This window comes from Mesorhizobium sp. M0016, from assembly GCF_040324035.1.
In the GTDB taxonomy this organism is placed as follows: domain Bacteria; phylum Pseudomonadota; class Alphaproteobacteria; order Rhizobiales; family Rhizobiaceae; genus Mesorhizobium.
In genome coordinates, this window is record NZ_JAMYVM010000006.1 from 1 (window position 1) to 22,752 (window position 22,752).

General features: G+C 63.0%; 24 protein-coding genes, 3 tRNA genes and 1 pseudogene. 11 read left to right on the top strand and 17 right to left on the bottom strand.

The annotated features are described in order from the left end of the window. A partial coding sequence (locus NKJ88_RS10750) for an elongation factor Tu (protein WP_352444045.1) occupies positions 1–823 on the bottom strand: 823 nt, incomplete at its 3' end. Positions 824–1,136: 313 nt separating this feature from the next. Here NKJ88_RS10750 and NKJ88_RS10755 point away from each other — a divergent pair. After that, the gene (locus NKJ88_RS10755) at positions 1,137–2,024 is read left to right on the top strand and encodes a DMT family transporter (protein WP_023713250.1); all 888 of its coding nucleotides are present in this window, start codon (positions 1,137–1,139) and stop codon (positions 2,022–2,024) included. A gap of 65 nt (positions 2,025–2,089) precedes the next feature. On the opposite strand, the gene NKJ88_RS10760 is transcribed toward NKJ88_RS10755, so the two are convergent. Beyond that, the gene (locus NKJ88_RS10760; RefSeq protein WP_023667446.1) at positions 2,090–2,347 is read right to left on the bottom strand and encodes a GlsB/YeaQ/YmgE family stress response membrane protein; all 258 of its coding nucleotides are present in this window, start codon (positions 2,345–2,347) and stop codon (positions 2,090–2,092) included. Between the two features lie 131 nt (positions 2,348–2,478). On the opposite strand from NKJ88_RS10760, the gene NKJ88_RS10765 reads away from it, so the two are divergent. After that, positions 2,479–2,955 carry a YidB family protein gene (locus NKJ88_RS10765; RefSeq protein WP_023681465.1) on the top strand — a complete coding sequence of 159 codons (477 nt, stop codon included), beginning with the start codon at positions 2,479–2,481 and terminating at the stop codon, positions 2,953–2,955. Here the strand turns inward: NKJ88_RS10765 and NKJ88_RS10770 are convergent. Both NKJ88_RS10770 and NKJ88_RS10775 read right to left on the bottom strand, forming a co-directional pair. Continuing rightward, complete coding sequence (locus NKJ88_RS10770) at positions 2,952–3,617, bottom strand: MmyB family transcriptional regulator (protein WP_352444148.1); 666 nt, start codon at positions 3,615–3,617, stop codon at positions 2,952–2,954. The two genes, NKJ88_RS10765 and NKJ88_RS10770, sit on opposite strands and share 4 nt — an antisense overlap. Next, a pseudogene (locus NKJ88_RS10775) lies at positions 3,600–3,722 on the bottom strand (helix-turn-helix domain-containing protein); the annotation flags it as partial. The pseudogene NKJ88_RS10775 and the gene NKJ88_RS10770, both read right to left, overlap by 18 nt. Before the next feature lie 208 nt (positions 3,723–3,930). Here NKJ88_RS10775 and NKJ88_RS10780 point away from each other — a divergent pair. After that, entirely contained in the window at positions 3,931–4,320 is a 390-nt protein-coding gene (locus NKJ88_RS10780; protein WP_023688409.1) for a VOC family protein, read from the top strand. Between the two features lie 16 nt (positions 4,321–4,336). Here the strand turns inward: NKJ88_RS10780 and NKJ88_RS10785 are convergent. The 3 genes from NKJ88_RS10785 to NKJ88_RS10795 all read right to left on the bottom strand — a co-directional run bounded on the left by NKJ88_RS10785 (position 4,337) and on the right by NKJ88_RS10795 (position 4,735). Continuing rightward, positions 4,337–4,410 (bottom strand) — tRNA-Gly (locus tag NKJ88_RS10785). Between the two features lie 28 nt (positions 4,411–4,438). After that, positions 4,439–4,523: transfer RNA gene (locus NKJ88_RS10790), tRNA-Tyr, on the bottom strand. Beyond that, entirely contained in the window at positions 4,502–4,735 is a 234-nt protein-coding gene (locus tag NKJ88_RS10795; protein ID WP_023710560.1) for a hypothetical protein, read from the bottom strand. The genes NKJ88_RS10790 and NKJ88_RS10795 overlap by 22 nt, the downstream gene beginning before the upstream one ends. Between NKJ88_RS10795 and rlmB the strand changes: the two genes are divergently transcribed. Further along, entirely contained in the window at positions 4,734–5,585 is an 852-nt protein-coding gene (gene rlmB, locus NKJ88_RS10800; RefSeq protein ID WP_023833710.1) for a 23S rRNA (guanosine(2251)-2'-O)-methyltransferase RlmB, read from the top strand. The genes NKJ88_RS10795 and rlmB overlap by 2 nt on opposite strands. Before the next feature lie 43 nt (positions 5,586–5,628). Here the strand turns inward: rlmB and NKJ88_RS10805 are convergent, their stop codons facing one another. The 3 genes from NKJ88_RS10805 to gcl form a co-directional block, all read right to left on the bottom strand. Further along, positions 5,629–6,516, bottom strand: a complete 888-nt coding sequence (locus tag NKJ88_RS10805; protein WP_023715772.1) for a 2-hydroxy-3-oxopropionate reductase — start codon at positions 6,514–6,516, stop codon at positions 5,629–5,631. A gap of 214 nt (positions 6,517–6,730) precedes the next feature. After that, positions 6,731–7,528, bottom strand: coding sequence for a hydroxypyruvate isomerase (hyi, locus tag NKJ88_RS10810; protein WP_023715773.1), 798 nt, complete (start codon positions 7,526–7,528; stop codon positions 6,731–6,733). A gap of 168 nt (positions 7,529–7,696) precedes the next feature. After that, positions 7,697–9,478, bottom strand: a complete 1,782-nt coding sequence (gene gcl / locus NKJ88_RS10815) for a glyoxylate carboligase (protein ID WP_352444046.1) — start codon at positions 9,476–9,478, stop codon at positions 7,697–7,699. Positions 9,479–9,681: 203 nt separating this feature from the next. On the opposite strand from gcl, the gene bhcR reads away from it, so the two are divergent. Beyond that, positions 9,682–10,500, top strand: a complete 819-nt coding sequence (gene bhcR, locus NKJ88_RS10820; protein WP_023681470.1) for an HTH-type transcriptional regulator BhcR — start codon at positions 9,682–9,684, stop codon at positions 10,498–10,500. A gap of 47 nt (positions 10,501–10,547) precedes the next feature. After that, positions 10,548–10,910, top strand: a complete 363-nt coding sequence (locus NKJ88_RS10825; RefSeq protein ID WP_245263552.1) for a hypothetical protein — start codon at positions 10,548–10,550, stop codon at positions 10,908–10,910. Between the two features lie 76 nt (positions 10,911–10,986). Here NKJ88_RS10825 and NKJ88_RS10830 read toward each other — a convergent pair whose 3' ends face one another. The 3 genes from NKJ88_RS10830 to NKJ88_RS10840 form a co-directional block, all read right to left on the bottom strand. Then, complete coding sequence (locus tag NKJ88_RS10830) at positions 10,987–11,295, bottom strand: BA14K family protein (protein WP_023667455.1); 309 nt, start codon at positions 11,293–11,295, stop codon at positions 10,987–10,989. Positions 11,296–11,495: 200 nt separating this feature from the next. Beyond that, positions 11,496–11,744, bottom strand: a complete 249-nt coding sequence (locus NKJ88_RS10835) for a hypothetical protein (RefSeq protein WP_023702462.1) — start codon at positions 11,742–11,744, stop codon at positions 11,496–11,498. A gap of 177 nt (positions 11,745–11,921) precedes the next feature. After that, positions 11,922–12,089, bottom strand: a complete 168-nt coding sequence (locus NKJ88_RS10840) for a hypothetical protein (RefSeq protein ID WP_023710564.1) — start codon at positions 12,087–12,089, stop codon at positions 11,922–11,924. Positions 12,090–12,247: 158 nt separating this feature from the next. Here NKJ88_RS10840 and NKJ88_RS10845 point away from each other — a divergent pair. After that, a tRNA-Thr gene (locus NKJ88_RS10845) sits at positions 12,248–12,323 on the top strand. 127 nt (positions 12,324–12,450) lie between these two features. Here NKJ88_RS10845 and NKJ88_RS10850 read toward each other — a convergent pair. From NKJ88_RS10850 to NKJ88_RS10865, 4 genes are all read right to left on the bottom strand, one after another. After that, positions 12,451–13,002 (bottom strand): DUF2569 family protein, encoded by a 552-nt coding sequence (locus tag NKJ88_RS10850; protein ID WP_023822925.1) that lies wholly within the window; start codon positions 13,000–13,002, stop codon positions 12,451–12,453. A 153-nt stretch (positions 13,003–13,155) separates the two neighbouring features. Then, positions 13,156–13,836 (bottom strand): TetR/AcrR family transcriptional regulator, encoded by a 681-nt coding sequence (locus NKJ88_RS10855; RefSeq protein WP_031199020.1) that lies wholly within the window; start codon positions 13,834–13,836, stop codon positions 13,156–13,158. 69 nt (positions 13,837–13,905) lie between these two features. Further along, the gene (locus tag NKJ88_RS10860) at positions 13,906–15,333 is read right to left on the bottom strand and encodes an amidase (RefSeq protein WP_023822926.1); all 1,428 of its coding nucleotides are present in this window, start codon (positions 15,331–15,333) and stop codon (positions 13,906–13,908) included. 101 nt (positions 15,334–15,434) lie between these two features. Continuing rightward, positions 15,435–16,469 carry an extracellular solute-binding protein gene (locus NKJ88_RS10865; RefSeq protein ID WP_352444047.1) on the bottom strand — a complete coding sequence of 345 codons (1,035 nt, stop codon included), beginning with the start codon at positions 16,467–16,469 and terminating at the stop codon, positions 15,435–15,437. 284 nt (positions 16,470–16,753) lie between these two features. On the opposite strand from NKJ88_RS10865, the gene NKJ88_RS10870 reads away from it, so the two are divergent. The 4 genes from NKJ88_RS10870 to NKJ88_RS10885 all read left to right on the top strand — a co-directional run bounded on the left by NKJ88_RS10870 (position 16,754) and on the right by NKJ88_RS10885 (position 22,749). After that, complete coding sequence (locus NKJ88_RS10870) at positions 16,754–19,264, top strand: caspase family protein (protein ID WP_023707001.1); 2,511 nt, start codon at positions 16,754–16,756, stop codon at positions 19,262–19,264. Further along, entirely contained in the window at positions 19,227–19,730 is a 504-nt protein-coding gene (locus NKJ88_RS10875; RefSeq protein WP_023707002.1) for a CHAT domain-containing protein, read from the top strand. The genes NKJ88_RS10870 and NKJ88_RS10875 overlap by 38 nt, the downstream gene beginning before the upstream one ends. 445 nt (positions 19,731–20,175) lie before the next feature. Beyond that, positions 20,176–20,943 carry an NAD kinase gene (locus NKJ88_RS10880; protein ID WP_023681482.1) on the top strand — a complete coding sequence of 256 codons (768 nt, stop codon included), beginning with the start codon at positions 20,176–20,178 and terminating at the stop codon, positions 20,941–20,943. A 192-nt stretch (positions 20,944–21,135) separates the two neighbouring features. Further along, complete coding sequence (locus tag NKJ88_RS10885) at positions 21,136–22,749, top strand: DEAD/DEAH box helicase (RefSeq protein ID WP_031196539.1); 1,614 nt, start codon at positions 21,136–21,138, stop codon at positions 22,747–22,749. The last annotated feature ends 3 nt before the right edge of the window (positions 22,750–22,752 follow it).

The window sequence follows — 22,752 nt, forward strand, 5'->3', positions numbered from 1 at the left end:
GCGCGCCGATGTTGTCGCCGGCCTGGCCCTGATCGAGCAGCTTGCGGAACATCTCGACGCCCGTGCAGGTCGTCTTGGTCGTCGGGCGGATGCCGATGATTTCCAGTTCCTCGCCGACCTTGACGATGCCGCGCTCGACGCGGCCGGTCACGACCGTGCCACGGCCCGAGATCGAGAACACGTCTTCGATCGGCATCAGGAACGGCTTGTCCAGCGGACGAACCGGCGTCGGGATGTAAGCATCGACCGCAGCCATCAGCTCGCGGATCGCGTCTTCGCCGATGGTCTTGTTGGAATCTTCCAGAGCAGCCAGCGCCGAACCCTTGACGATCGGAATGTCGTCGCCGGGGAACTCGTTCTTCGACAGAAGCTCGCGAACCTCGAGCTCGACCAGTTCGAGCAGCTCGGCATCGTCGACCTGGTCGACCTTGTTCAGGAACACCACGATCGACGGCACGCCGACCTGACGGGCAAGCAGGATGTGCTCGCGGGTCTGCGGCATCGGGCCGTCGGCGGCCGACACCACCAGGATTGCGCCGTCCATCTGCGCAGCACCGGTGATCATGTTCTTCACATAGTCGGCGTGGCCGGGGCAGTCGACATGGGCGTAGTGGCGCGCAGCCGTCTCGTATTCGACGTGCGCCGTCGAAATGGTGATGCCGCGGGCCTTCTCTTCGGGCGCCGCATCGATCTGGTCGTAGCGCTTGTATTCGCCAAAATACTTCGTGATCGCCGCCGTCAGCGACGTCTTGCCATGATCGACGTGGCCAATCGTGCCAATGTTCACATGAGGCTTGTTACGCTCGAATTTACCTTTTGCCATAGTCTCTTTCCTTGGACGGCCTTGACCTTCAGTTCAGTCGAATGCGGGGCGATTAGCGACTACGGCCGAAAAACACAAGTGCCTTGTGGCCGGGTGCGCTGTCCACTCGGTGCGAACCGATGATCCGATTGCGGGGATGTGGCACTGATATAGGAACGCGCGAACGGAAATGAAATGGGGGCTGCGGGCTCCAGCACCTGTTTGCTATTCCCGCTCATGTCCTGTCCCGCCCATGTCCTGGCCTTTGCCTGCCGGATGTGCAGCCGGCGCCTGGCCCATTGCCGCTGCGGCGGCGGTCTGATTTGGTTGCCCCATGCAATTCATACCGACCTCCATACGCGGCCCGCTGTTCATGATCGTTTCGACGGGGTCGTACCTCGTCAACGACACGATGATGAAGCTCGCCACAGCGGGATTGCCGTCCTATGAAGTGCTGTTCCTGCGCGGGGTCGCGGCCACGCTATGGGGCATGCCGCTGCTGTTCCTGCTGGGCTATGGCAGGCAGATCCCATTGATCTTCGACAAACGCGTGCTGCGCCGCAACCTGCTCGAGCTGGCGGCCATCCTTTGCTACGTCGTGGCGCTGGCCAACATGCAGATCGCCGATTCGACCGCGCTCGGGCAGATCACCCCGCTTTTGATGCTGGTCGGCTCCTCCATCCTGTTCGGCGAACGGATCGGCGGCGTGCGCATGGCGCTGATCGGGCTCGGCTTCATCGGTGCGCTTATGGTGGCCCAGCCGACCATGCAGGGCATCTCGGTCTATGCGTTGCTGGCGATCGGCAACGCGGCATTGGCGGCGGCGCGCGATCTTGCCGGCAGGCGGGTCGCGGCCGAGGTGCCGGGCATGATCGTCGCCATTTCCGCCGTCGTGGTGGTGCTGATCGGCGCGGGCGCCGCGCATCTCGTTTCCGAGCGCTGGGTGATGCCGGAAGCCCGGCACCTGCTGCTCATGGCCGGCGCCGGATTCTTCCTGATCTTCGGCCATTTCTTCATCTTCATGGCCTATCGCGTCGGTCCGACCGGCGTGGTGGCGCCGTTCTACTACTGCTTTACCGTCTGGGCGGTCATCTCAGGCGTGCTGGTATTCGGGCAGTTCCCGAATGCCCTGGCGGTCTGCGGCATCCTGCTGGTGGTCGCGAGCGGGCTGACCATCGTCTCGCTTGATGAACGCAAACGCAGGCTGACCGTCGTCGCCTGACCTTCAAGTCAACGCGTCGAAGCAGGTTTGGCCGTCCTGCGGTCAGCCAGTCGGCAGACTGGCGCCTAAAGCGTTCGCTTGCCGGAGAACTGGTGATAGGCCCACAGCACGACCACCGCGCCGATGACGGCGACGATCAGGCTCCAGATGTTGAGGCCGGTCACGCCCGTGGCGCCAAAGGCGCTGAAGATCAGCCCGCCGACGATGGCGCCGACAATGCCGAGCACGATATCCATGATCAGGCCCTGGCCGGTCTTATTGACGATCTTGCTGCCGATAAAGCCGGCGATGACGCCGAGGATAATCCAGCTGATAATGCCCATTTTTCCTCTCCATTCCCCCGCCGGCCGATCATGGTCACATGATTGTCAAAAGCTCAAGCCAACTTGAATTTCCGCCCGCATGCTCCATTGTAGCCGGCGGGACGGGCTTGGCCGTTATGGAGGATTGACCTATGGGACTTTTTGACAACGCCGTACCCGGCGGCAACATCACCAAACCGCTGATGATCGCGCTCGGCGCGCTGCTGGTGGGAAAGATGCTGAGCGGCAGAAGCGCCGAACAGACGAGTGCCGAAGAGACGGGCGAGCCCGCCCAGCCTCAAACGCCAGCCCCCACCGGAACCACGGCCTCAGGGGATGGCGGCCTGCTTGGCGGACTGGGCGGACTGCTCGACAAGCTCAAGACTGCCGGCCAAGGCAATGTCGCTGACTCCTGGGTCGGCACCGGACAGAACCAGCCGATCAACGCCAATGATCTCGGCAAGGCGATCGGCCCGCAGGTCATTCGAGAGATCGCGCAAAGGACCGGACTGGACGAGCAGGAGTTGCTCAAGCAATTGTCCACAGCCCTGCCCGGCATTGTCGACAGACTGACGCCGAACGGACAGGTGCCGCAGCAACACCAGGTCGCGTCCGCTTTCAACAGCTAGACTTCTGCGCCTGCATCACGCGCAAACACGCCCGGCACCGCCTTGCGGCTGTCGGGCGTTGCTGCGACCAGCGCCGCGAACCGCCTGGCAGTCGACGCATCGACCGGCGTGTAGACGGAAACCGAGAAATCACTGTCGCGGCCGCCCGGCTGCAGCGTGGCGAAATCGAACGACATCGCGCCGGCGACAGGGTGCCGGATGGATTTCCGCCAGATCGGTGGCTCGGCGATGTCGCGGCTGTTCCAGCACGCGACGAACGCTTCGCTTGCCGCTTCCAGTGACGAAAGCAGCGCGGCCAGCACCGGATCGCGAGGCATGGCGACTGTGGCAAGCCGGAACTGCGCGACCGCCGAGCGCGAAACCTCCGGCCAGTCGACAAAGCGCTGCCGCCATTCCAGGTCGAGAAACAGCCGGGCGAGCAGGCTGCCGGACCACTCATCATCCGTCTCGAAATCCCCGAGCAGCACCGCCGCCGGGTGGTTCCAGGCGACGACCTGCCAGTAGCGGTTGACGACATATGCCGGGTGCGGCGCCAGCCCGTCGAGCAGGCTTAGCAGCGGCGCGCTGGGCAGGCCTTGCTCGCCGAGCCGGTTTCGCCAATCGAGATCGGGCCGCGCCAATTGGAAGAGATAGGCCTGCTCCGACCGGCTCAGTCTCAGCACCCGCGCCAGCGAGCGAAGCACCTGCGGCGACGCGTTCACCTCCCGTCCCTGCTCGAGCCAGGTGTACCAGGTGGTGCTGATCCCCGCCTCGGCGGCGACCTCTTCGCGCCTGAGGCCCGGCGGCGGCCATTGGCGCCATCGATCCGCGGCAAGCGGCCCCGCCGCTCGCGCAGGAAGCGGGCAAGCTCATCGCGCCGTGGGCCGTCGTATGGCATGCAGTCACCTCCGATACCAGTATAAGCTATAGTCTTGTACTACTTTAAAGGAAAGCTAGGTTGCGGGCGACCGAACATCAGCCCACGGGACTTCGACAATGAACGCGCTCAATGAAATCCGTCAGATCGACTACACCGTCATCTTCGCCCGCGACATGGCCGCCATGCGGCACTTCTACGGGGATGTGATGGAATTTGATCTGCAGCGCGAACTCGGCGACAGGTGGATCGAATATCGGGTCGGCCCGAACACGCTGGCCTTGACCAGCCTCGGCATGATGTTCAACGACACGCCGCAGCAGCGGGATGCGCTGTCGCTGCAGCTGGCATTCCGGGTGGCGCCGGAGATGGTCGCTGCCTGCGCCGAGGCGCTTCAGGCCAAGGGCGTGCAGCCGGTCCTGCCGCTCACCGACCAGGAATGGGGCCACAGAACAGTGTTCTTCCGCGATCCGGACGGCAACGTTGTCGAGATATTCGCTGAGATCTGATGCGGAGTGGGGAGTTTGGAGCGGGTAGCGGGAATCGAACCCGCATATTCAGCTTGGAAGGCTGCTGCTCTACCACTGAGCTATACCCGCATCGTCCTCAAGGTTCGCGGGCTGGCAGTGGTGGAGAGGGTTGGATTCGAACCAACGTAAGCTAAGCTAACGGATTTACAGTCCGTCCCCTTTAACCACTCGGGCACCTCTCCAGCCTGCCGTCGAAGCCTTGCAACGAGGCATTCTCGCCGATCAGGTCGAAACCAGGGTTTTGTCCGAAATCAGCGAAGCGCCTTATGGCGGCAAGGCCAGTGGGTGTCAACCGCACCCCAAGGCAAAATGCGCTGAATTTGACAGCCTGCCCGGCAAGCTGGGTTTCTGCCTGTATCCACAGCCCGGCGACGCGGCTATAGAAGCCGGCCATGAGCAATGACAACACGCCCAAGACCGCCAAAGACACCCATTACGCCAAGCTGCGCCGCGCCCATCGCGACGAGAAGGCCGGCGGCGCGCCCGCCTTCCGGCCGCGCCAGCCGGTGCCGCCGGGCGAGAACGCCGCCGACGGGCTGGTGCGGCTTTATGGCCTGCACACGGTGCGCGCCGCGCTCGACAATCCGCGCCGGCGGATCAGAAAGATGTTGGTGACGCGCAATGCCGCCGAGCGGCTGGCGATCGCCGACCTCGCCGCTTTGCCGTTCAAGGCCGAACTGGTCGAGCCGAAGGACATCGACAAGATCACCGGTTCGGACGCCGTCCACCAGGGCGTGCTGATCGAGGCCGAGCCGCTGAAGCCCAAGCGCCTTGACGCGCTCGGCGATACCAAACTGGTGCTGGTGCTCGACCAGGTCACCGACCCGCACAATGTCGGCGCCATCCTGCGCTCGGCGGTCGCCTTCGGCGCCGGTGCGCTGATCACCACGGCCCGCCACAGCCCGCAGGAATCCGGCGTGCTGGCCAAATCCGCCTCCGGCGCGCTGGAACATATCGACCAGATCGAGGTGAAGAACCTGGCCGACGCGCTGGAACAGCTGCACGAAGCCGGCTTCCAGACCATTGGCCTCGATTCCGATGGGCCGGCCGAACTCGAAACGAGTTTTTCAGGCGAAAAGATAGCGTTGGTGCTCGGCGCCGAAGGCAAGGGCCTGCGCCAGAAAACGCGCGAGACGGTGACGACACTCGCCCGCCTCGACATGCCCGGCGCCATCCGCTCGCTCAACGTGTCGAACGCCGCGGCGGTGAGCCTTTATGCGGCACGGAAATTCCTTGGAAAGTGAATAGTGAATGCTGAATGGAAAGCGTTCTTACCGTCACCGTTCACTATTCACCCACTTCATGCCCCGCCATCCGCTCCAGCGCCCGCACCAGCGCCGAATGATCCTCTTTCGCCCCGCCATTCGCCGCGCACGAGTTGAACAGCTGCTGCGTCGTCGAGGTGTTGGGCAATGAGACGCCGAGCGCCTTGGCGCCTTCCAGCGCCAGGCTGAGATCCTTCTGGTGCAGTTCGATGCGGAAGCCCGGCGCGAAGGTGCGCTTTATCATGCGCTCGCCATGCACCTCGAGGATGCGCGATGCCGCCAGCCCGCCCATCAGCGCCTGCCGGACCTTGGCGGGGTCGGCGCCGGCTTTTGCGGCAAAGACCAGCGCCTCGGCGACCGCCTCGATGGTCAGGGCTACGACGATCTGGTTGGCAACCTTGGTGGTCTGGCCGACGCCGTTCGGGCCGACAAGCGTGACGTTCTTGCCCATCTTTTCGAACACGGGCTTGGCGCGCTCGAACGCCTTGTCCTCGCCGCCGACCATGATGGTCAGGGACGCCGCCTTTGCGCCGACCTCGCCGCCCGACACCGGCGCGTCAAGATAGTCGCAGCCGAGATCGTTGATTTTCTTGGCGAAAACCTTGGTCTCGATCGGCGAGATCGAGCTCATGTCGATGACCAGCTTGCCCTTGCTCAGGCCGGAAGCGACACCGTTCTCGCCGAACAGCACCTCGGCTACCTGCGGGGTGTCGGGAACCATGGTGATGATGATATCCGCGGCCTTCGCCACTGCCGCGTGGCCGGTGATGCTTCTCAAGCCCTTGGCGACGAGATCGGCCGGCGGCTTCGAGCGGTGGTCGCTGGCAATGACGGCGTAGCCGGCATCCAGGAGATGCCCCGCCATCGGCGCGCCCATGATGCCAAGGCCGATGAAGCCGATGGTTTCCATTGTTTTCTCCTTTGTTGAGGCTGAGTTCCTTCGCGCCCCCTCTGGCCTGCCGGCCATCTCCCCCACTTGTGGGGAGATTGGCAGTTTCGGCGCCTCGCTCACCCTGCAATGTTGGGGAGCGAAAGCCGGGATGACGTCCGATCTCCCCACCTGTGGGGGAGATGGCCGGCAGGCCAGAGGGGGGCGCGAAGGAACGCGACTTCAATCGTAACAGCTAAGCCGCGGCACTCCCCTGCCCGTTAAGCTCCCGAAACCACCCCAGCCCAGCCTCCGTCCCCGCCTTCGGTTTGTATTCCGCTCCGACCCAGCCGGAATAGCCGATCCTGTCGATATGCTCGTAGAGGAAGGGATAATTGATCTCGCCCGTCCCCGGCTCGTGACGGCCGGGATTGTCCGCAAGCTGGATATGCGCGATGCGGCCGAGGTTGGCCTCGATGGTACGGGCGAGATCCCCCTCCATGATCTGCATGTGATAGATGTCGTATTGCAGGAACAGGTTCTTCGAACCGACGCGCTCGATCAGCGCCAGCGCCTGCTCCGAATAGTTCAGGAAAAAACCCGGTATGTCGCGCGTGTTGATCGGCTCGATCAAAAGCCGGATGCCGGCCTGCTCCAGTTTCTCGGCTGCAAACGCGAGGTTCTCGGCTAAAGTATTTTCCAGCACCGAACGATCCACGCCCTGCGGCGCGATGCCGGCGAGGCAATTGACCTGCTCGCAGCCGAGCGCATGGGCATAGCTGATCGCCTTGGCGATGCCTTGCCGGAATTCCGGCGCGCGGTCGGGCAAAACCGCGATGCCGCGCTCGCCGTTGCCCCAGTCGCCGGCCGGGAGGTTGAACAGCACCTGTGTCAGGCCGTTCTTCTTCAGCCGGGCCGCGACCACGTCAGGCGTATGATCATAGGGGCCGATATATTCGACGCCCTTGAAGCCGGCGCGGGCTGCGGCATCGAAGCGATCGAGGAACTCATGCTCGCCAAAGAGCATCGACAGATTGGCTGAAAAACGCGGCATTCTTTTTCTCCTTCTTCTGCTTGGCCCTAGGCGTGTTGAGATTCAGGTCGGGCAGAGTCGAAAACGGTGACTTTCGAAAACCGGAGCGGAACGTACTTTCTGTACGTGAGCACCGGAAGCGCAGGAAGGCGCCGTTTGCAGGCCTGTCTCACCTGAATATCGGCGCGCCTAATCGAGCAACACAATCGCCGTTGGCGCATCCTCATGGCTTTCGGCAAGGTCCTCGAATTCGGTGATCTTGTCGATTTCCGTGCCCATGGAAATGTTGGTGACGCGCTCGAGGATGAATTCGAGCACCACCGGCACCTGGTATTCCTTCATCAGCCGCTGCGCTTCCTTGAACGCGCCGGCGAACTCTTCCGGTTTGCGCACCCGGACCGCCTTGCAGCCCATCGCTTCTGCGACCGCGACATGATCGACGCCGTAGCCGGCCTCCGGATCGTTGGCGCGGTTGACGTTCTCGAAGGCCAGGCTCACCTCGAAATCCATCGCAAAACCGCGCTGCGCCTGGCGGATCAGGCCGAGATAGGCATTGTTCACGACGACATGGATATACGGCAGTTTGTGCTGTGCGCCGGCCGCCAGTTCCTCGATCATGAACTGGAAGTCGTAGTCGCCCGACAGCGCCACGATGGTGCGATCCGGATCGGCGGCGCGCACGCCAAGCGCTGCCGGCAGCGTCCAGCCGAGCGGGCCGGCCTGGCCGCAATTGATCCAGTTGCGCGGCTTGTAGACATGCAGGAACTGCGCCCCGGCGATCTGCGAGAGGCCGATCGTGGTGACGTAGGTGGTGTCACGGCCGAACGACTTGTTCATCTCCTCATAGACGCGCTGCGGCTTCAGCGGCACCTGCTCGAAATGCGTCTTGCGCTTCATCGTCTTCTTGCGGGTCTGGCATTCCTTCGCCCAGCCCGACCAGTCGCGCAGCTTTCCTGCCGTCTTCCATTCGGTGGCGACGTCGAGCAGCATCTTTAGTGCCGCACCGGCGTCCGAGACGACGCCGAGATCCGGCGCGAACACCCGGCCGATCTGGGTCGGTTCGATGTCGACATGGATGAATTTCTTGCCCTTGGTGTAGACATCGACCGAACCGGTGTGGCGGTTGGCCCAGCGATTGCCGATGCCAAAGACGAAGTCGGCTTCCAGCATGGTCGCATTGCCGTAGCGGTGCGAGGTCTGCAGCCCGCACATGCCGGCCATCAGCCGGTGATCGTCGGGGATCGTACCCCAGCCCATCAATGTCGGTATGACCGGAACGCCGGTGATCTCGGCGAATTCGATCAGGAGATCGGACGCATCGGCATTGATGATGCCACCGCCGGCAACGATCAGCGGCTTTTCCGCGGCATTGAGCATCGCCAAGGCCTTTTCGGCCTGGGCGCGCGACATTGCCGGCTTGAACGGGACAAGCGGCTCGTAGGCATCGATATCGAATTCGATCTCGGCCAGTTGCACATCGACCGGCAGGTCGATGAGCACCGGGCCCGGTCGCGACGAGCGCATGAGATGAAACGCCTTCTGCAGCGCCATCGGCACGAGATAGGGCTCCATGACCGTGACCGCCCATTTGGCGACGGGTGCGGCTATGGCGGCGATATCGACCGCCTGGAAATCCTCCTTGTTGAGCCGTGCCCGCGGCGCCTGACCGGTGATGCACAGGATCGGGATCGAGTCCGCCGCCGCCGAATAAAGCCCGGTGATCATATCGGTGCCGGCCGGGCCCGAGGTGCCGATGCACAGCCCGATATTGCCGGATTTGGCTCTCGTGTAGCCTTCGGCCATATGCGAGGCCGCCTCGACATGGCGCGCCAGGATGTGGCGGATCGAGCCCCTCGCCTTCAGCGCCGAATAGAACGGATTGATCGCCGCGCCCGGCACGCCGAAGCCGCAGGAAACGCCTTCCTTTTCGAGAACGAGAACCGCTGCATCTACAGCGCGCATCCTGGCCACGTCCAGCCTCCGCAAATTGTTGGTCGACCGACAATGCCAGTATGGTTTTCATTTTTCAATTTTTTCAGAATAATTTTTCATTTCTAGAAAACGGCTCCTGTCCACTGATTTCGCTGGCTTTTCCGTTTTTCATGAATCCGGGCACCAGAATCTGTGAAAAAGTTTTTCATTGCGATTTCGGCGAAACCGGCGACAATGCCGCCATGGAAACCAGCGAAAAACGCCAGCGCGGCCGGCCGCGCGCTTTCAACGGTCCGTCCGAGGCCGGTTCTGTACAGTCGCTGGACCGGGCCTTGCGCATCCTGGCCATCGTCGCTGAAGGCAGTGGCCTGTCGCTGAGCGAGATTTCGGCGCGTAGCGAGCTCGCGGCGTCCACCGCCTACCGCATGCTGACGACGCTACAGAACCACGGCATGGTCGAGTTCGATACATCGGACCAGCTGTGGTCGATCGGCGTCGAGACCTACCGCATGGGTGCCGCCTTCCTGCGCCGCCGCAAGCTTGTCGACCGGGCCCGCGTGGTCATGCAGGAATTGATGGAGAAGACCGGTGAAACCGCCAATCTCGGCGTCGCCGAGGACGATTGCGTCGTTTTCGTCAGCCAGGTCGAGACCCATCAGGCGATCCGCGCCTTCTTCCGCCCGGGCACGCGCAGCTCCTTCCATGCCTCGGGCATCGGCAAGGCGGTGCTGGCGCAGCTCGAGCCGGAACGCGTCGCCGCCATCCTGCGCAAGTCGGGCCTGCAGCGCTTCACCGACAAGACGCTGTCCGACATTTCGGCGCTGGCCCATGACCTGGCTGTCATCAAGCACCGCGGCTGGTCGGTCGACGACGAGGAGCGGCATCCCGGCATGCGCTGCGTAGCCGCCGCCATTTTCAACGAGTTCGGCGAGCCGATCGGCGGTGTCTCGGTCTCCGGACCGACGGTGCGGGTGACGATGGAGCGGCTGGACGAGATCGGGCCGCTGGTGCGCGACGCCGCCGCTGAGGTGACGAGGATGATCGGCGGGTTCCGATTATAATGCGGAGAACGCTTCAGCTTTTGCTCGCCGCTTCACTGTGCGGATGCGTGGCGACGGCGCCCGAACCCGCCCCTGTCTCCCAGCAAGTCAGCGAGATTCCGATCTCGCTCGCTTTGGAGGAGACAATCACGATCGGCATTCGCCAGCATTTGCAGGATCCTGTATCCGCCAGATTCGGGCAGATGCGTGCCGGCGAGCGAACGCTCGACGGCCGCCGCGAAATCCTGGTCTGCGGCCATGTCGCTGCAAAGACGTCGTCCGGTGGTCATACAACAGACCAACCGTTCGCCGCCAAGATCTATCCGGATGAAGGAAGCAGCTTCGAACTCATCGCCATGGGCGATCAATCGCAGAATGCGAGTGTTGCCCGCATCTGCCGTGCAGCGGGATTGCCGATCTCCGAACCGTAGCCCGCACCGCGGCGCGCTCAAATCAGGAAGGAGGGGCTGCGTACAGCCCCTCCTTTCCGTGTGGGGGTGCCTCCTCCTAAAGGCGGCAATAGTGGCGGTAGCCGTCATAGCCGACATAGGTGTCGGAGTACGGATCGTAACTGGCGTAGCGGTTGGCGCAGCGGCGGACGTGCCAGGAGCCACCCTCGTCGTCGACATAGACGGTGCGGGGCTGCTGGTTGAGCAGGCTGCCGAGCACGAACCCGCCGACGCCGGCGGCGATGCCGATGCCGATTTCGCGGTTGTGGTGATGGCTGTGGGCGGCCGACGGCTGGACGGTGCCGACCAGCGAGGTGGCGGCGACAGTGCTGGCGATAAGAGCGGAAGCGATTTTGCGCGTGAACATGACGATCTCCTTGTTTCGTTGCGAGAGGCGATCCATCCGCCTCTTGATGATGGGTCGTCGCGACGAGAAAAAAGGTTCGAAGGTTTTTGAGATTTCTTCTCGGGTCCGGCAAAAATCTGCTGCGTGCCGGTTTCATCGCTATCGAGGCCAAGCAAAAAAGGGCGGCCGAAGCCGCCCTTTCCGCGAGGCGGTCGTCTCGCTCAAAGGAAGATGATCACCTTGCCATGATGATGCTTGTGGTGGTGGTGCTTGTGGTGGTGGTTCCACCACCACCAAGGCTTGTCGTGGTGGTGGTGCTTGTGGTGGTGGTTCCACCACCACCAAGGCTTGTCGTGGTGCTTGTGATGATGGTGGTGGCTGTGAGCGGAGGACGACTGCACGGTGCCGGCGAGCGCGCCGGTGGCGACGAGAATGGCGACGAGGCCTGACGTAAGAGTGCGCTTCAACATGATGATCTCCCTGGTCGAGGCGACCATTCGCCTCTGGAGATCAGTCGTCGCGGTGCGGCGAAAGGTTCGAAGGTTTCAGCGAGTAGCGAGTAGCGAGTAGCGAGTAGCGAGTAGCGAAGTGGCTTTCGGGAGTTAAGACTTCCCTATTCGCTACTCCCTATTCGCTATTCGCTCCCGTCACCCCATGCCCGTAACGTGCCGCAGCCAGAAGGCCAGCACGATGAAGCCGATGATGGTGGCGACGCCGGTCCAGTCGATCTTGGCGCTCTTCACATCCTTGATGAGCTTCACCACGAGAAACCAGGCGATGACGACAAGCGGCAGGATGATGACAAGTCTGATCATGCGACACCCCGTTCGATGCGTTTGCACCTGAGAGATATGTAGGGATCGCATTGGCGGTTTTCAGCATGGCGGCCCGCCCACCTCGGCGGCGTCCATCAGCGATCGAAAACGGAGTTTTGTCTTTACTGGCGCACCAAATATGCTAACCGGAGCGCCGTGCCCTTGTAGCTCAGCTGGTAGAGCAGCGGTTTTGTAAACCGAAGGTCGGCGGTTCGATTCCGTCCGGGGGCACCACCCCTTCGCTCTTCGAGCTTCGGGTGGCAGGCCACCCAAAGCTCGTTAGACGAAGGAGGACTGCCGACGGATCTATTCGGCGGAGCTGGCAGCACGACATCAGGCCAACTCGCAGCCGTCGGACCTTCTAGGAAAATGTCGCGGCCTGTATGGCCGCCGTATCGCCGAACGTGTTTCTCACCCTAACCGACCTGTAGACGTAGGCGGCCCAGATCCCTGTGACTATGAAGGATGCCAAAGGTGTAACCAGAGCCCCTCCGGCAAGCAAACGGTTTACCGGGACACCAAGCACAATCGATATCCAAACTGCGTCCAGTATGAACAAGAGAGGGATCGCAAACCACAGACATATGAACAGCTGCGGGAAGCGGTGGCTTCGCCGCAGCATCGAAACAAGCACGACCAGCTGAAGCACCAGAAATGCCAGATTGAGGGCTGCCTCGCCATAGATGGCCAAGGCCCCGTTGGGCACTGTAACAAGCTGTTGGTAGGTTTTGACCAGACTGGCCATATCGATAAGTGTGCGCAACGGCGAAAGGGACAGACTGATCGCCAGCAGGATCAGCCAGCCGCCGAACCCCACGAGGTCATCTGGGCTCTGTGAGGATTTGCGCGACGACCGGACGGCGAAGAAAACCGGCACACCAATCAGCAACAGAAGTATCAGCCAATGCCACATCTACCCACCCTCGAATGCATCCTTAGGTTGTTTAAATCGCACCTCTGGATTGTGCAAGCATTTTTACAGAGATCAAGGCATCGTAGAGATTTTCGGGTTTAGGTTTGCAGAGGACGCTTTCCGTCGCTCGCAATGGCCGCATCTCACCCCAAGTCAAAAATGCCGCGGAAAGGCCTGGTGCAGCAGGAGCAGCATGGTCTTGCGCAGCACGTCGGTGTCGCGGCTGGACGGGTTGAGATGGTCCCAATACCAGGCGCCGTGAACCAGATAATTCAGGCTCTCCGACAGCGTGTCTATGTCGACGCCGGTGTAACCGCCGCTGCGCGAAATCTCGATCAGCAGTTCGCGCGCTTCGGCCGTGTAGGCGAGATCGCTCGGCAGGCCGATTTCATTGTAGATCTGCATGCTCTTGCGGTCGCTGGAAAAGACGACGAAGACCGAAACCCATTTTGGATGCTGCCGGGCAAAGCGCTGCGCGCAATCGACCGCGCCCAACACCCGCTCTACCGGCGACAGGCCGGGCGCCCGCACCAGCGTCAGCCACACCGCGTCATATTGGTCGCTGAGATATTGCAGGACGGCCCGAAACAGGTTCTCCTTGCTGCGAAAATGAAACACGACCAGTGCGTTGGACGAGCCGACATGCCCGGCAATGCGCTGCATGGTGACGCTGGCCAGCCCCTCCTCCGCGATGAGCTCGATGGTGGCGTCGATGATGCGCTGGACGCTCGCTTCGCCGCGCTCGCGCCGGCGGTCCTTGGGCGCGGCGTCGTTCGCCGCACCCTTGGCCGCCTTGCTTTTTCCCGCATCCGGAGTGGCTATGCGTTGCGCCATTGTCGTCAGGCCTTTCCCCGGCGGCCGAAACATCCCGCCGCTGCCTTGGCATGCCGGCGCCCTGCGGACTCACAGCGTCGGGCGTGTCCCGGCATTCGTGTACCACTGACCACGAGCCGTCTCATAGGCCATACCCGCCCGGAACACGTCAGCGTCGCTATAGGTGCGGCCGACAATCTGGATGCCTGTCGGCACGCCGTTGGCGGCGCGGCCCGACGGGATCGACAGAACCGGGCAGCGGCTCAGCATGTTGAACGGCGTCGTCATCACCCAGCCCAGCGACGGGTTCACCTCTCGTCCATTGATCTCGACCTTGCCTTTGGTCTGATCGAATTCCGCCGGCACTGCGGGAAGCGCATTGGTCGGGCAGATCAGCACATCGTATTTTTCCAGCAACGGCCCCAGCGTCTGGTACATCCTGGCCGCCACGTCCAAAGTTGCGACAAAGTCCGTGGCCTTCGACTTCTGGCCGTCCTGCGCAAACTGCCTGGCATAGCTGGTCATGTCCTTGCCGTGCTTGGCGAGCAGCGGCGACAGCGAGGCGCCGAAGAGATGTTCGAGATAGGCCATGCCGGCCTTGAGCACCTCGTCGCCCCAGCCGAGGTCCACCTCCTCGACGGTGGCGCCGAGCGAGCGGAACACATCGCAGGCAGCGAGCGTGTTCTTGCGCACGTCCGCATCCACCTCGAAGGACCCGAGATCCATGGAGAATGCGATCTTCCAACCCTTGATCGGCTTGTAGTCGAGCGGCAGGCGCAGTTTCGGGCGCAGCGTGGCGATGTCGAGCGGGCTCGGCCCGGCCATGACGTTCTGCAGCAGGATCGCATCCCCGACGTTTCGGGCCAAGGGCCCGGTGTGGCAGTAGAAATCGAGATTGAACGGCGGCTCATCGGGATTGCGGCCGTAAGGCGGCTTGAAGCCGACCAGGCCGCAGGCCGAGGCAGGGATGCGGATTGAGCCCGCTATGTCCGAGCCGGTTGCGATCGACGACGTGCCGGAGGCCAGCGTTGCCGCCGAACCTCCCGACGAACCGCCCGGCGTGAAATCCGGGTTCCAGGGGTTGCGCGTGACGCCCCAGCGCTTCGACCAGGTATAACCGGCGCAGCTGAATTCGGGCGTCGCCGTGCGGGCGTGGACGATGCCGCCGGCCTTCATGACACGCTCGTTCATCGTCGAGGTATGGCCGCCAAGCGCGTCCCCGGACAGCAGCGAGCCATGCGAGGTCGGCTTGCCCTTGATGTAGCTCTCATCCTTGATGCCGATCGGCAGGCCCTCGAGCGCGCCGGTCCTGGCGCCTCTGGCGTATTTCGCCTCGGCTTTTCTGGCGAGATCCATCGCCTCGTCGAAATGCGTGAAGGTGAGGCAATTGATCGTTTCTTTCGTCGCCTCGGCGCGGCGGATGGTGGCCTGCATCAGTTCCACAGGCGACAGTTTCTTCGCCTTGAACAGCCGCAACGCCTCGCTGGCCGGCATGTAGCAAAGGTCGAGATCGGACATCGAAAATCTCCCGCGGCGGCTTTACGGCATCTGGCATTGGCGATGGCAGGGCCGCGATCCGCGGCCCGATGTTTGGTGGTCAGCTTCGGCTGGCGGGGCCGCTATTTCTGCAGATCGGTCCAGATCCTGGTGTAGAGCGCCTGGACGTCTGCGGGACAGGCCGGCATGAATTGGCCCTTGTCGGCAAATTCGGCCGGAACATCCACTTCGGGCGCGCCCTTCATATCGGCCGGCAGGAAGGGCTCGGAGCCCTTGATGCCGTTGGCGTAGTGCGCGAAGGCCGAGATCATCGCTGCATTCCTGGGGTCCATGATGAAATTCTGGAAGAGCTTGGCGTTCTCGACGTTCTTGGCATCCTTGAGCACCGCGACATTGTCCATCCAGATTGGAAAGCCCTCCTTGGGATAGCCGTAGACGATCTTGTCGTTCTCCAGCCGCTCGCGCAGCGATATGCCGTTCCAGTTGACGCCGGCGGCAATGTCGCCCCTGCCGAGACCGTCAACGGCAGCGTAATCGAGCGACAGCCATTTCGCTTTCGCCTCGATGAGCTTGTCATGCACCTTCTTCAAAAGCACCTTGTCGTCGGTGCAGTACTTGCCACCCTCATAGGCGATGGCGAGGAACATGATGTCTCCCATTTCGGGCACGACATTGATCTTGCCGACGAGTTCCGGCGGCGGATCGAGGAAAATCGCCGAGGTGTTCGGATCGCCCGCATAGACCGATTTGTTGACCGAGATGCCGGTCGTGCCCCATTGCCACGGCACCGAATATTTGCGGCCGGGGTCGAACGGCACGTCGACCCATCTCGGATCGACGTTTCTAAAGTTCTCCATCGTGTTGGGATCGGTTTCCAAGAGCAGGCCTTCGCTGATCCAGATCGGCATCACGCTGGCCGATGGAACGACGATGTCATAGCCGGAAGCGCCCTGGCGGACCTTGGCCAGAGCCGTGTCGTTGGAGTCGTAGTCGGTGACGGTAACCTTGACCTTGTAGGTTTCCTCGAACTTCTTGATCAGGTCCGGGCTGGTGTAGTTGCCCCAATTGTAGACTTGGAGTTCGCCCTCGGCGCGGGCAATGCCGGTCATCGCCAGCAGCGACAGGCCGAGCGCCGTCGCGGTCGATTTCAACTGCATGCTTGTGTCTCCCATTGTTGGGACCGGCGGGATTGCGCCTCGAGTCCCTAAGTTCCCTTCGTCCTGGTGATCATTCACCGGCGAATGCCGGCTGACCAACTCGGTATGTCGGGCAACGGTATTAATTACTAAACATACAGTCAATATCTTTTAGCGACACAACTGCATCATCGGCACCGGCAGTGCGCCGGCGAAGCCGACATGATATGGTCAAGGTTGGGCCATTGATGAATTGGGCAAGCCGTGGCGTGAGCGCCGCAGCCTGCAGGGCTTGGATCACGGTCATGCGCCTTTTTCTGGCGGTCGTGCTGCTGATGACCATGGCGCTCTTCTCCGCTGCGCGCGGCGAAGAGCGGATAGCGCTGGTTGTCGCCAATCCGGCCTCTGAGGGCTCACCGGCAATCGCCAACGCCGACCTCAGTGCCGAACTCGTTGCAGCGACACTACGATCGCTTGGCTTCACCGTCCGGCAGGTGTCGGATGGCGACCGCGCCGATGTCGCGCGCGCCATGCATGATTTCGCCCAATCCCTGGCCAAACCGGACTCCGTCGGCATCTTCTACTATGTCGGCCACACCGCGCAGGCCAACGGCAGGAACTATTTACTGACGCGCGGCACCCGGATCGATTCAAAGGAAACGGTCGACCAGACGGCATTGCCCCTCGATCTGTTCATGCAGGCGCTCGAGGCAACCCCGACATTGAAGGTGGTTCTGCTCGACAATCCCGGCGATGGCCACAACCCTACTTCCGGCGTGATGCAGGGTCTGGCGGCGGTCGATCCCCTCACCCACGCCATCGTCGCTCTGTCGGCCAAACCCGGAACCGTTGCACTGGACGAAGCCCGCCCCGTCACCGTATTTGCCGATGCGCTCACCGCTGCGCTGGTCAAGCGCGGCGCGGACATAGCCATCATCCTCGCCTCGGTCAGGCAAACCACTATCGACAAAACGTCAGGCGCCCAGTGGCCATGGATGGCATATGGCCGCTCGGCAGACGCTGCCTTTGTGCTGACGCCGGACCAGGTGGCCGGCGCGGCACCGGCGCTGCCGCTTGTGCCGGAACCGGCACCGCCGGCGATGGCGAGCGGCGGCTACATCTCCGGGAGTGGCGGTTGGGAGCCTGATGGCAGCGACTACGCCGATGGCAGCGGTCAGGAGCCCTACCCCATGGACGTTGTACGGGGCTCCGGCAGTCCCGATGCCGCGATGGGCGACAGCGCCAAGGAGGCGGCGCTCTACGAGGAATACAAACGCCAGGAACAGCAGCGCCAATTGCAGGAAGAGCAGGCTCGGCAACGATACGAAGAGGAAAAGCAACGTCTTGAAGACGCAGCTGTGGCCGCTGCCCAGAACAATCTCGGCGGGACCTATCCGCAGGATGGCGGAGCCACCGGCGCCGAACCGCCCCCCGATAAGGCAGGGATCCCCCCTGAGGACGGCATGACATCGGCCCCGCCACCCGCGACCGGCGCCGAAAGTCCGCCGGAGGCGCAGGCGCCACCGAAACCAGCGCCGCCGCCCATCGACCAGGCGCAAAGCCCTCCTTCCGGCGGCGCCCTTCCACAACCCGAGACGGGCGCTGTCGAGGTGGTGCGCCATCCAACCATCGATGCGCCGGATGAGATTGTCGCCGGCGAGACGGTGACCGTTTCGATCGCCCTTACCGAAGAGCAATTCACGCCCGAAGTGAAGGTGAAGGCAGCGCCGGGCTCGTCGGTGACGGAAGATGGCGCCCTGGCCATGGCGATGCCGGCGGGAACCGAGCAATGGCCGATCGATATCGATCTGTTCGCCTCCGGCTTCGATCTCGCTGACGGCGGCAAATGGAGCCGACGGACGACGCTCTACCGCCAGGGCGACAGCGACTTCGTCCGCTTCGACGTCAAGGCGCGGCCGATCGCCAAGGACAGCAAGCCGGCCCAGTTCATCGCGCGCATCTACAGCGCCGGGAGGTTCCTGGGATCGGCATCGCGGTCGGTTATCATTCGCCGCACCGCGCCTGTCGAGGCAGCCGCTCTGAGCGCCACAGCCGAACGCTCCGCAGCACCTGCCATGCTGATGCTGGCCGCAGCGGCGCCGCAGCCGGCGGTAACTGGCAATGTGACGCTCGGCGGCGCAGCCGGCGATGACGTCCCCGATCTCGACGTGACCATCCTCTATGACGATCCGAGCGGGCTGGGTTCGGGGCAGATCATCATCCATTCGCCGCATCTGGCCGGTCCGGTGACCGATACGTTCTCGACGCCACCTGAGATGGCGGCATGGCTGGACTCCGAATACCGCCGCCTGCTGCAGCTCGGATTGAGCCTGCGCGGCGCCGTTTCGCTGCAGCAGCCTGCCGCAAGCAGCGATACGGGGGCGCAAAAGCGCTTTGTCACGCTCGCCGCCGAAGGTTTTGGCGATGCGCTCTACCGCGACTATGTGCCGAAACCGTTCAAGGACGTGTTCTGGTCGCTGCGCGGCAAAGGCGAACTCCATTCGATCCAGATCACCTCGAACAGCCCGACGCTGCCCTGGGAATTGATCCGCCCGCGCAGCGCCGACGGCGCCGTCGCCGACGGTTTTCTCGGCATGGGCTACCGGCTGGCGCGCTGGGCTCCGCGCAGCAGTGCCTCACAGGTCGACAACCCGCTCGACCGCATGACCTTCACCGGCGTCGCGGCCGTCGCGCCCTCCTATCTCGACAAGCGCTCGCTGCGCTTTCAGCAGGACGAGATCGCGGCGCTGAGCAAGCTTTACGGCTACCGCCGCTTCGATGGCGATTTCACCCTCTTTCGAGAAACTGGTCGGTGAAGTCTCGACCGGTTTCATTCATTTCTCCGGTCATGGCGAGGTCAACCAGCCGAGCAGTGGCCGGCCGGTCTTTGCCATCGATCTCGTCGACCAGTCGCTCGACCCCGATACATGGGCCGCGCTGGTCGCGGCCGCGCATGGCAAGGGCAATCCGTTCTACTTTTTCAACGCCTGCGACACCGGCCGTTCGCAGATGCTCGGCGGCTTCGTGCAGGGCTGGGGTCCGGCAGTGCTGGCGGGCGGCGCTTCCGGCTTCATCGGCGGCATGTGGCCACTGACCGACCGCGCGGCAGCGGCCTTCTCGACCGATTTCTATGGCGGCATCAGCACGCGGATCAAGGACGGGCCGGTCTATCTGGCCGAGATCCTGCAGGATGTCCGCAGAGAATTCTACCAGACCGGCGATCCGACCTATCTCGCCTACACATTCTACGGCAACGCCAACCTGAGGATTGTCGCGCAGTAGGCGACGGATCGTCGTTGGCAGATTGGCTTCAGCCTACAACGCGTTTTGGGGGCATGGCACGCCGGCGCCGCCGCAGCGTGAGGCCATCGGCCTGGAGCTCATGTCTTCGGACTGCCGCACAAGCTCCGCAAAGAGAAGGGCGAAACTTCCCATCACAAGGAAGACGATAATCAGGCGTGTCACCGGCAATAGACAGGTCTCGACTGGCTAGCCCCCCAGCCACCCATCCTCTGTCGGCTAACATGATCGATCAGGCTTTACGAGTGTTTAAGCTCGCTCTTAACCATCACATTCGCCGTTCCGGCGACATGAAGCGCGAGCCGCCGATTTCGTTTCGCCGCGGCCGCAACTGGCCCGGACGATGCCTCCCTTTGCAGATGCGCTTGCCCATGCTACCCCACGCAACCGCCGCCGACCGCCATCGGCCGACCGCCATCGGAATGTCATGAGCAAAGCCAATCTCGCCTTCGTCTCCTCCGACACTGCCGATGCCAAGGCGGCGATGGAGAGCCTGTCGGCCCGCTATGGCCAGGCATCCTTCGACGACGCCCAGGTGGTGGTGGCGCTGGGTGGCGACGGCTTCCTGCTGCAGACCTTGCGCGACACGATGAGCACGGGAAAGAAGGTCTACGGTATGAACCGTGGCACCATCGGCTTCCTGATGAACGAGTACCGCGTCGGGGGCCTCACCGAGCGCATCGCGGCCGCCGTCGCCGAAACGATCCGCCCGCTGGAAATGCTGGCGTTGACGCATGAGGGCGAGACGGTTTCGGCACTCGCCATCAACGAGGTGGCGCTGTGGCGTCAGTCCTACCAGACGGCAAAGATCCGCATCACCGTCGACGAGCAGGTCCGCATCGAGGAACTGAACTGCGACGGCGTGATGATCGCGACGCCGGCCGGCTCCACCGCGTACAATCTTTCGGCGCACGGGCCGATCCTGCCGCTGGATGCGCCGTTGCTCGCGCTGACCCCGGTCAGCCCGTTCCGGCCGCGCCGTTGGCGGGGTGCCTTGTTGTCAAACAAGGCGACCGTACGCTTCGATATTCTGGAGTCGGAAAAGCGCCCGGTGAACACCGCCGCCGACCACACCGAGGTCAAGGCGGTGGCTTCCGTAACGGTCCGCGAATCGCCGACTGCGACGGCAACGCTGCTGTTTGATCCCAACCATTCGTGGAACGAACGCATTCTCGCCGAGCAGTTTCGCTATTGAGCCGGCGCAAAGAGTGACTACCTAATTAAGCATCGCGATTAAGCTTACGTTTTCACAATCGTGCCAATCCCGCCCGTTTCTGTTGACAAATCGCGGGCTTGCGCCTAATCGCAATACCAATCTTGCAGGCACGCTGTGCTTGCCGCGACGGATGCCGTTGCGCTTCCCCGAACCAGCCAAAGACAGCAACTCTTGTCCTCAGACACCACGACCGCTCTAGAAGCGTTGACCTTTTCAGACCTCGGCCTGTCGCCCAAGGTCCTTTCCGCAGTCACCGATGCGGGCTACACCGTGCCGACGCCGATCCAGGCTGGCGCCATCCCGCATGCCTTGCTCGGCAAGGATATTCTGGGCATAGCACAGACCGGCACCGGCAAGACGGCTTCCTTCGTGCTGCCGATGCTGACCCGCCTCGAAAAAGGCAGGGCCCGTGCCCGCATGCCGCGCACGCTGATCCTCGAGCCGACGCGCGAGCTCGCCGCGCAGGTCGAAGAGAATTTCATCAGATACGGCAAGAACCACAAGCTCAACATCGCGCTGCTGATCGGCGGCGTCTCCTTCGACGAGCAGGACAAGAAGCTGGAGCGCGGCGCCGACGTGCTGATCGCCACGCCCGGCCGTCTGCTCGATCACCGCGAGCGCGGCAAGCTGTTGCTCAACGGCGTCGAGATCCTCGTCATCGACGAGGCCGACCGCATGCTGGACATGGGCTTCATCCCCGACATCGAGCGCATCTGCGAGATGATCCCGTTCACCAGGCAGACGCTGTTCTTCTCAGCGACCATGCCGCCGGAGATCACCAAGCTCACCGAGAAGTTCCTGCATGCGCCGGTGCGCGTCGAGGTTTCCAAGGCGGCATCCGCTGCCACCAACATCATCCAGCGCCTGGTCAAGTCCGGCTCCAAGCCGTGGGACAAGCGCGAGACGCTTCGCAATCTGATAAAGGCCGAAGACGCCGAGCTGAAGAACGCTATCATTTTCTGCAACCGCAAGGTCGAGGTCGCGGAGCTGTTCCGCTCGCTGCTGAAGTATGATTTCGACGCCGGCGCCCTGCATGGCGACATGGACCAGCGCGCCCGCATGCAGATGCTGGCCAATTTCCGCGATGGCAAATTGCGCTATCTCGTGGCGTCCGACGTCGCCGCGCGCGGCCTCGACATTCCCGACGTCAGCCACGTCTTCAACTACGACGTGCCGATCCACGCCGAAGACTATGTCCACCGCATCGGCCGCACCGGCCGCGCCGGACGCTCGGGCAAATCCTTCACCATCGCCACCAAGTCCGACACCAAATACATCGACGCCATCGAGCGGCTGATCGGCAACAAGATCGAGTGGCATGACGGCGACCTGTCGACCGTGGTCGCCAGCGAAGGCGGCGAGGACGAAGCGCCCCGCCGTGGCCGTGGCGCTCCGCGCCGCGCCGGCCGCAAGGACGAGGACCGCAAGGCCCATGATCGCAAGGAGGGTGGCGAGCGCAAGCCGCGCGAACGCCATGCCAAGCGCAGCGACGACGCGCCAGCGGCAGATGCCGCGCGCGAGGAACAGCCGGTGGTAGCCGAGGCCGCGGTCGCCGACATCGGCGAACGGCATCAGCGCAAGGAAGCGATCCGCTCCGAAAACAGCGACCGCAAGGTCTCCGATCGCAACAACGAGAACCGCGCCCCGGAACGCGGCGACACAAGGCCGCAGCGCGCCAGCAACAGCCGCCCTGCCCGCGGCAACAACCGCGGTGAAGACAATGACGGCACCGTCGGCTTCGGCGACGACATGCCGGCCTTCATGAAGATCGTCGCCAAGGTCTGATTC

Bases quoted from the DNA above. Each gene is read 5' to 3' on its own strand.
- NKJ88_RS10865 (WP_352444047.1), bottom strand. From the start codon at position 16,469: ATGCAGTTGAAATCGACCGCGACGGCGCTCGGCCTGTCGCTGCTGGCG.
- NKJ88_RS10880 (WP_023681482.1), top strand. From the start codon at position 20,176: ATGAGCAAAGCCAATCTCGCCTTCGTCTCCTCCGACACTGCCGATGCC.
- NKJ88_RS10875 (WP_023707002.1), top strand. From the start codon at position 19,227: ATGGCGATTTCACCCTCTTTCGAGAAACTGGTCGGTGAAGTCTCGACC.
- NKJ88_RS10870 (WP_023707001.1), top strand. From the start codon at position 16,754: ATGCGCCTTTTTCTGGCGGTCGTGCTGCTGATGACCATGGCGCTCTTC.
- NKJ88_RS10855 (WP_031199020.1), bottom strand. From the start codon at position 13,836: ATGGCGCAACGCATAGCCACTCCGGATGCGGGAAAAAGCAAGGCGGCC.
- NKJ88_RS10795 (WP_023710560.1), bottom strand. From the start codon at position 4,735: ATGGCCGGCTTCTATAGCCGCGTCGCCGGGCTGTGGATACAGGCAGAA.
- NKJ88_RS10840 (WP_023710564.1), bottom strand. From the start codon at position 12,089: ATGATCAGACTTGTCATCATCCTGCCGCTTGTCGTCATCGCCTGGTTT.
- NKJ88_RS10755 (WP_023713250.1), top strand. From the start codon at position 1,137: ATGCAATTCATACCGACCTCCATACGCGGCCCGCTGTTCATGATCGTT.
- rlmB (WP_023833710.1), top strand. From the start codon at position 4,734: ATGAGCAATGACAACACGCCCAAGACCGCCAAAGACACCCATTACGCC.
- NKJ88_RS10835 (WP_023702462.1), bottom strand. From the start codon at position 11,744: ATGTTGAAGCGCACTCTTACGTCAGGCCTCGTCGCCATTCTCGTCGCC.
- NKJ88_RS10850 (WP_023822925.1), bottom strand. From the start codon at position 13,002: ATGTGGCATTGGCTGATACTTCTGTTGCTGATTGGTGTGCCGGTTTTC.
- NKJ88_RS10780 (WP_023688409.1), top strand. From the start codon at position 3,931: ATGAACGCGCTCAATGAAATCCGTCAGATCGACTACACCGTCATCTTC.
- NKJ88_RS10805 (WP_023715772.1), bottom strand. From the start codon at position 6,516: ATGGAAACCATCGGCTTCATCGGCCTTGGCATCATGGGCGCGCCGATG.
- NKJ88_RS10830 (WP_023667455.1), bottom strand. From the start codon at position 11,295: ATGTTCACGCGCAAAATCGCTTCCGCTCTTATCGCCAGCACTGTCGCC.
- NKJ88_RS10760 (WP_023667446.1), bottom strand. From the start codon at position 2,347: ATGGGCATTATCAGCTGGATTATCCTCGGCGTCATCGCCGGCTTTATC.
- bhcR (WP_023681470.1), top strand. From the start codon at position 9,682: ATGGAAACCAGCGAAAAACGCCAGCGCGGCCGGCCGCGCGCTTTCAAC.
- NKJ88_RS10860 (WP_023822926.1), bottom strand. From the start codon at position 15,333: ATGTCCGATCTCGACCTTTGCTACATGCCGGCCAGCGAGGCGTTGCGG.
- hyi (WP_023715773.1), bottom strand. From the start codon at position 7,528: ATGCCGCGTTTTTCAGCCAATCTGTCGATGCTCTTTGGCGAGCATGAG.
- NKJ88_RS10765 (WP_023681465.1), top strand. From the start codon at position 2,479: ATGGGACTTTTTGACAACGCCGTACCCGGCGGCAACATCACCAAACCG.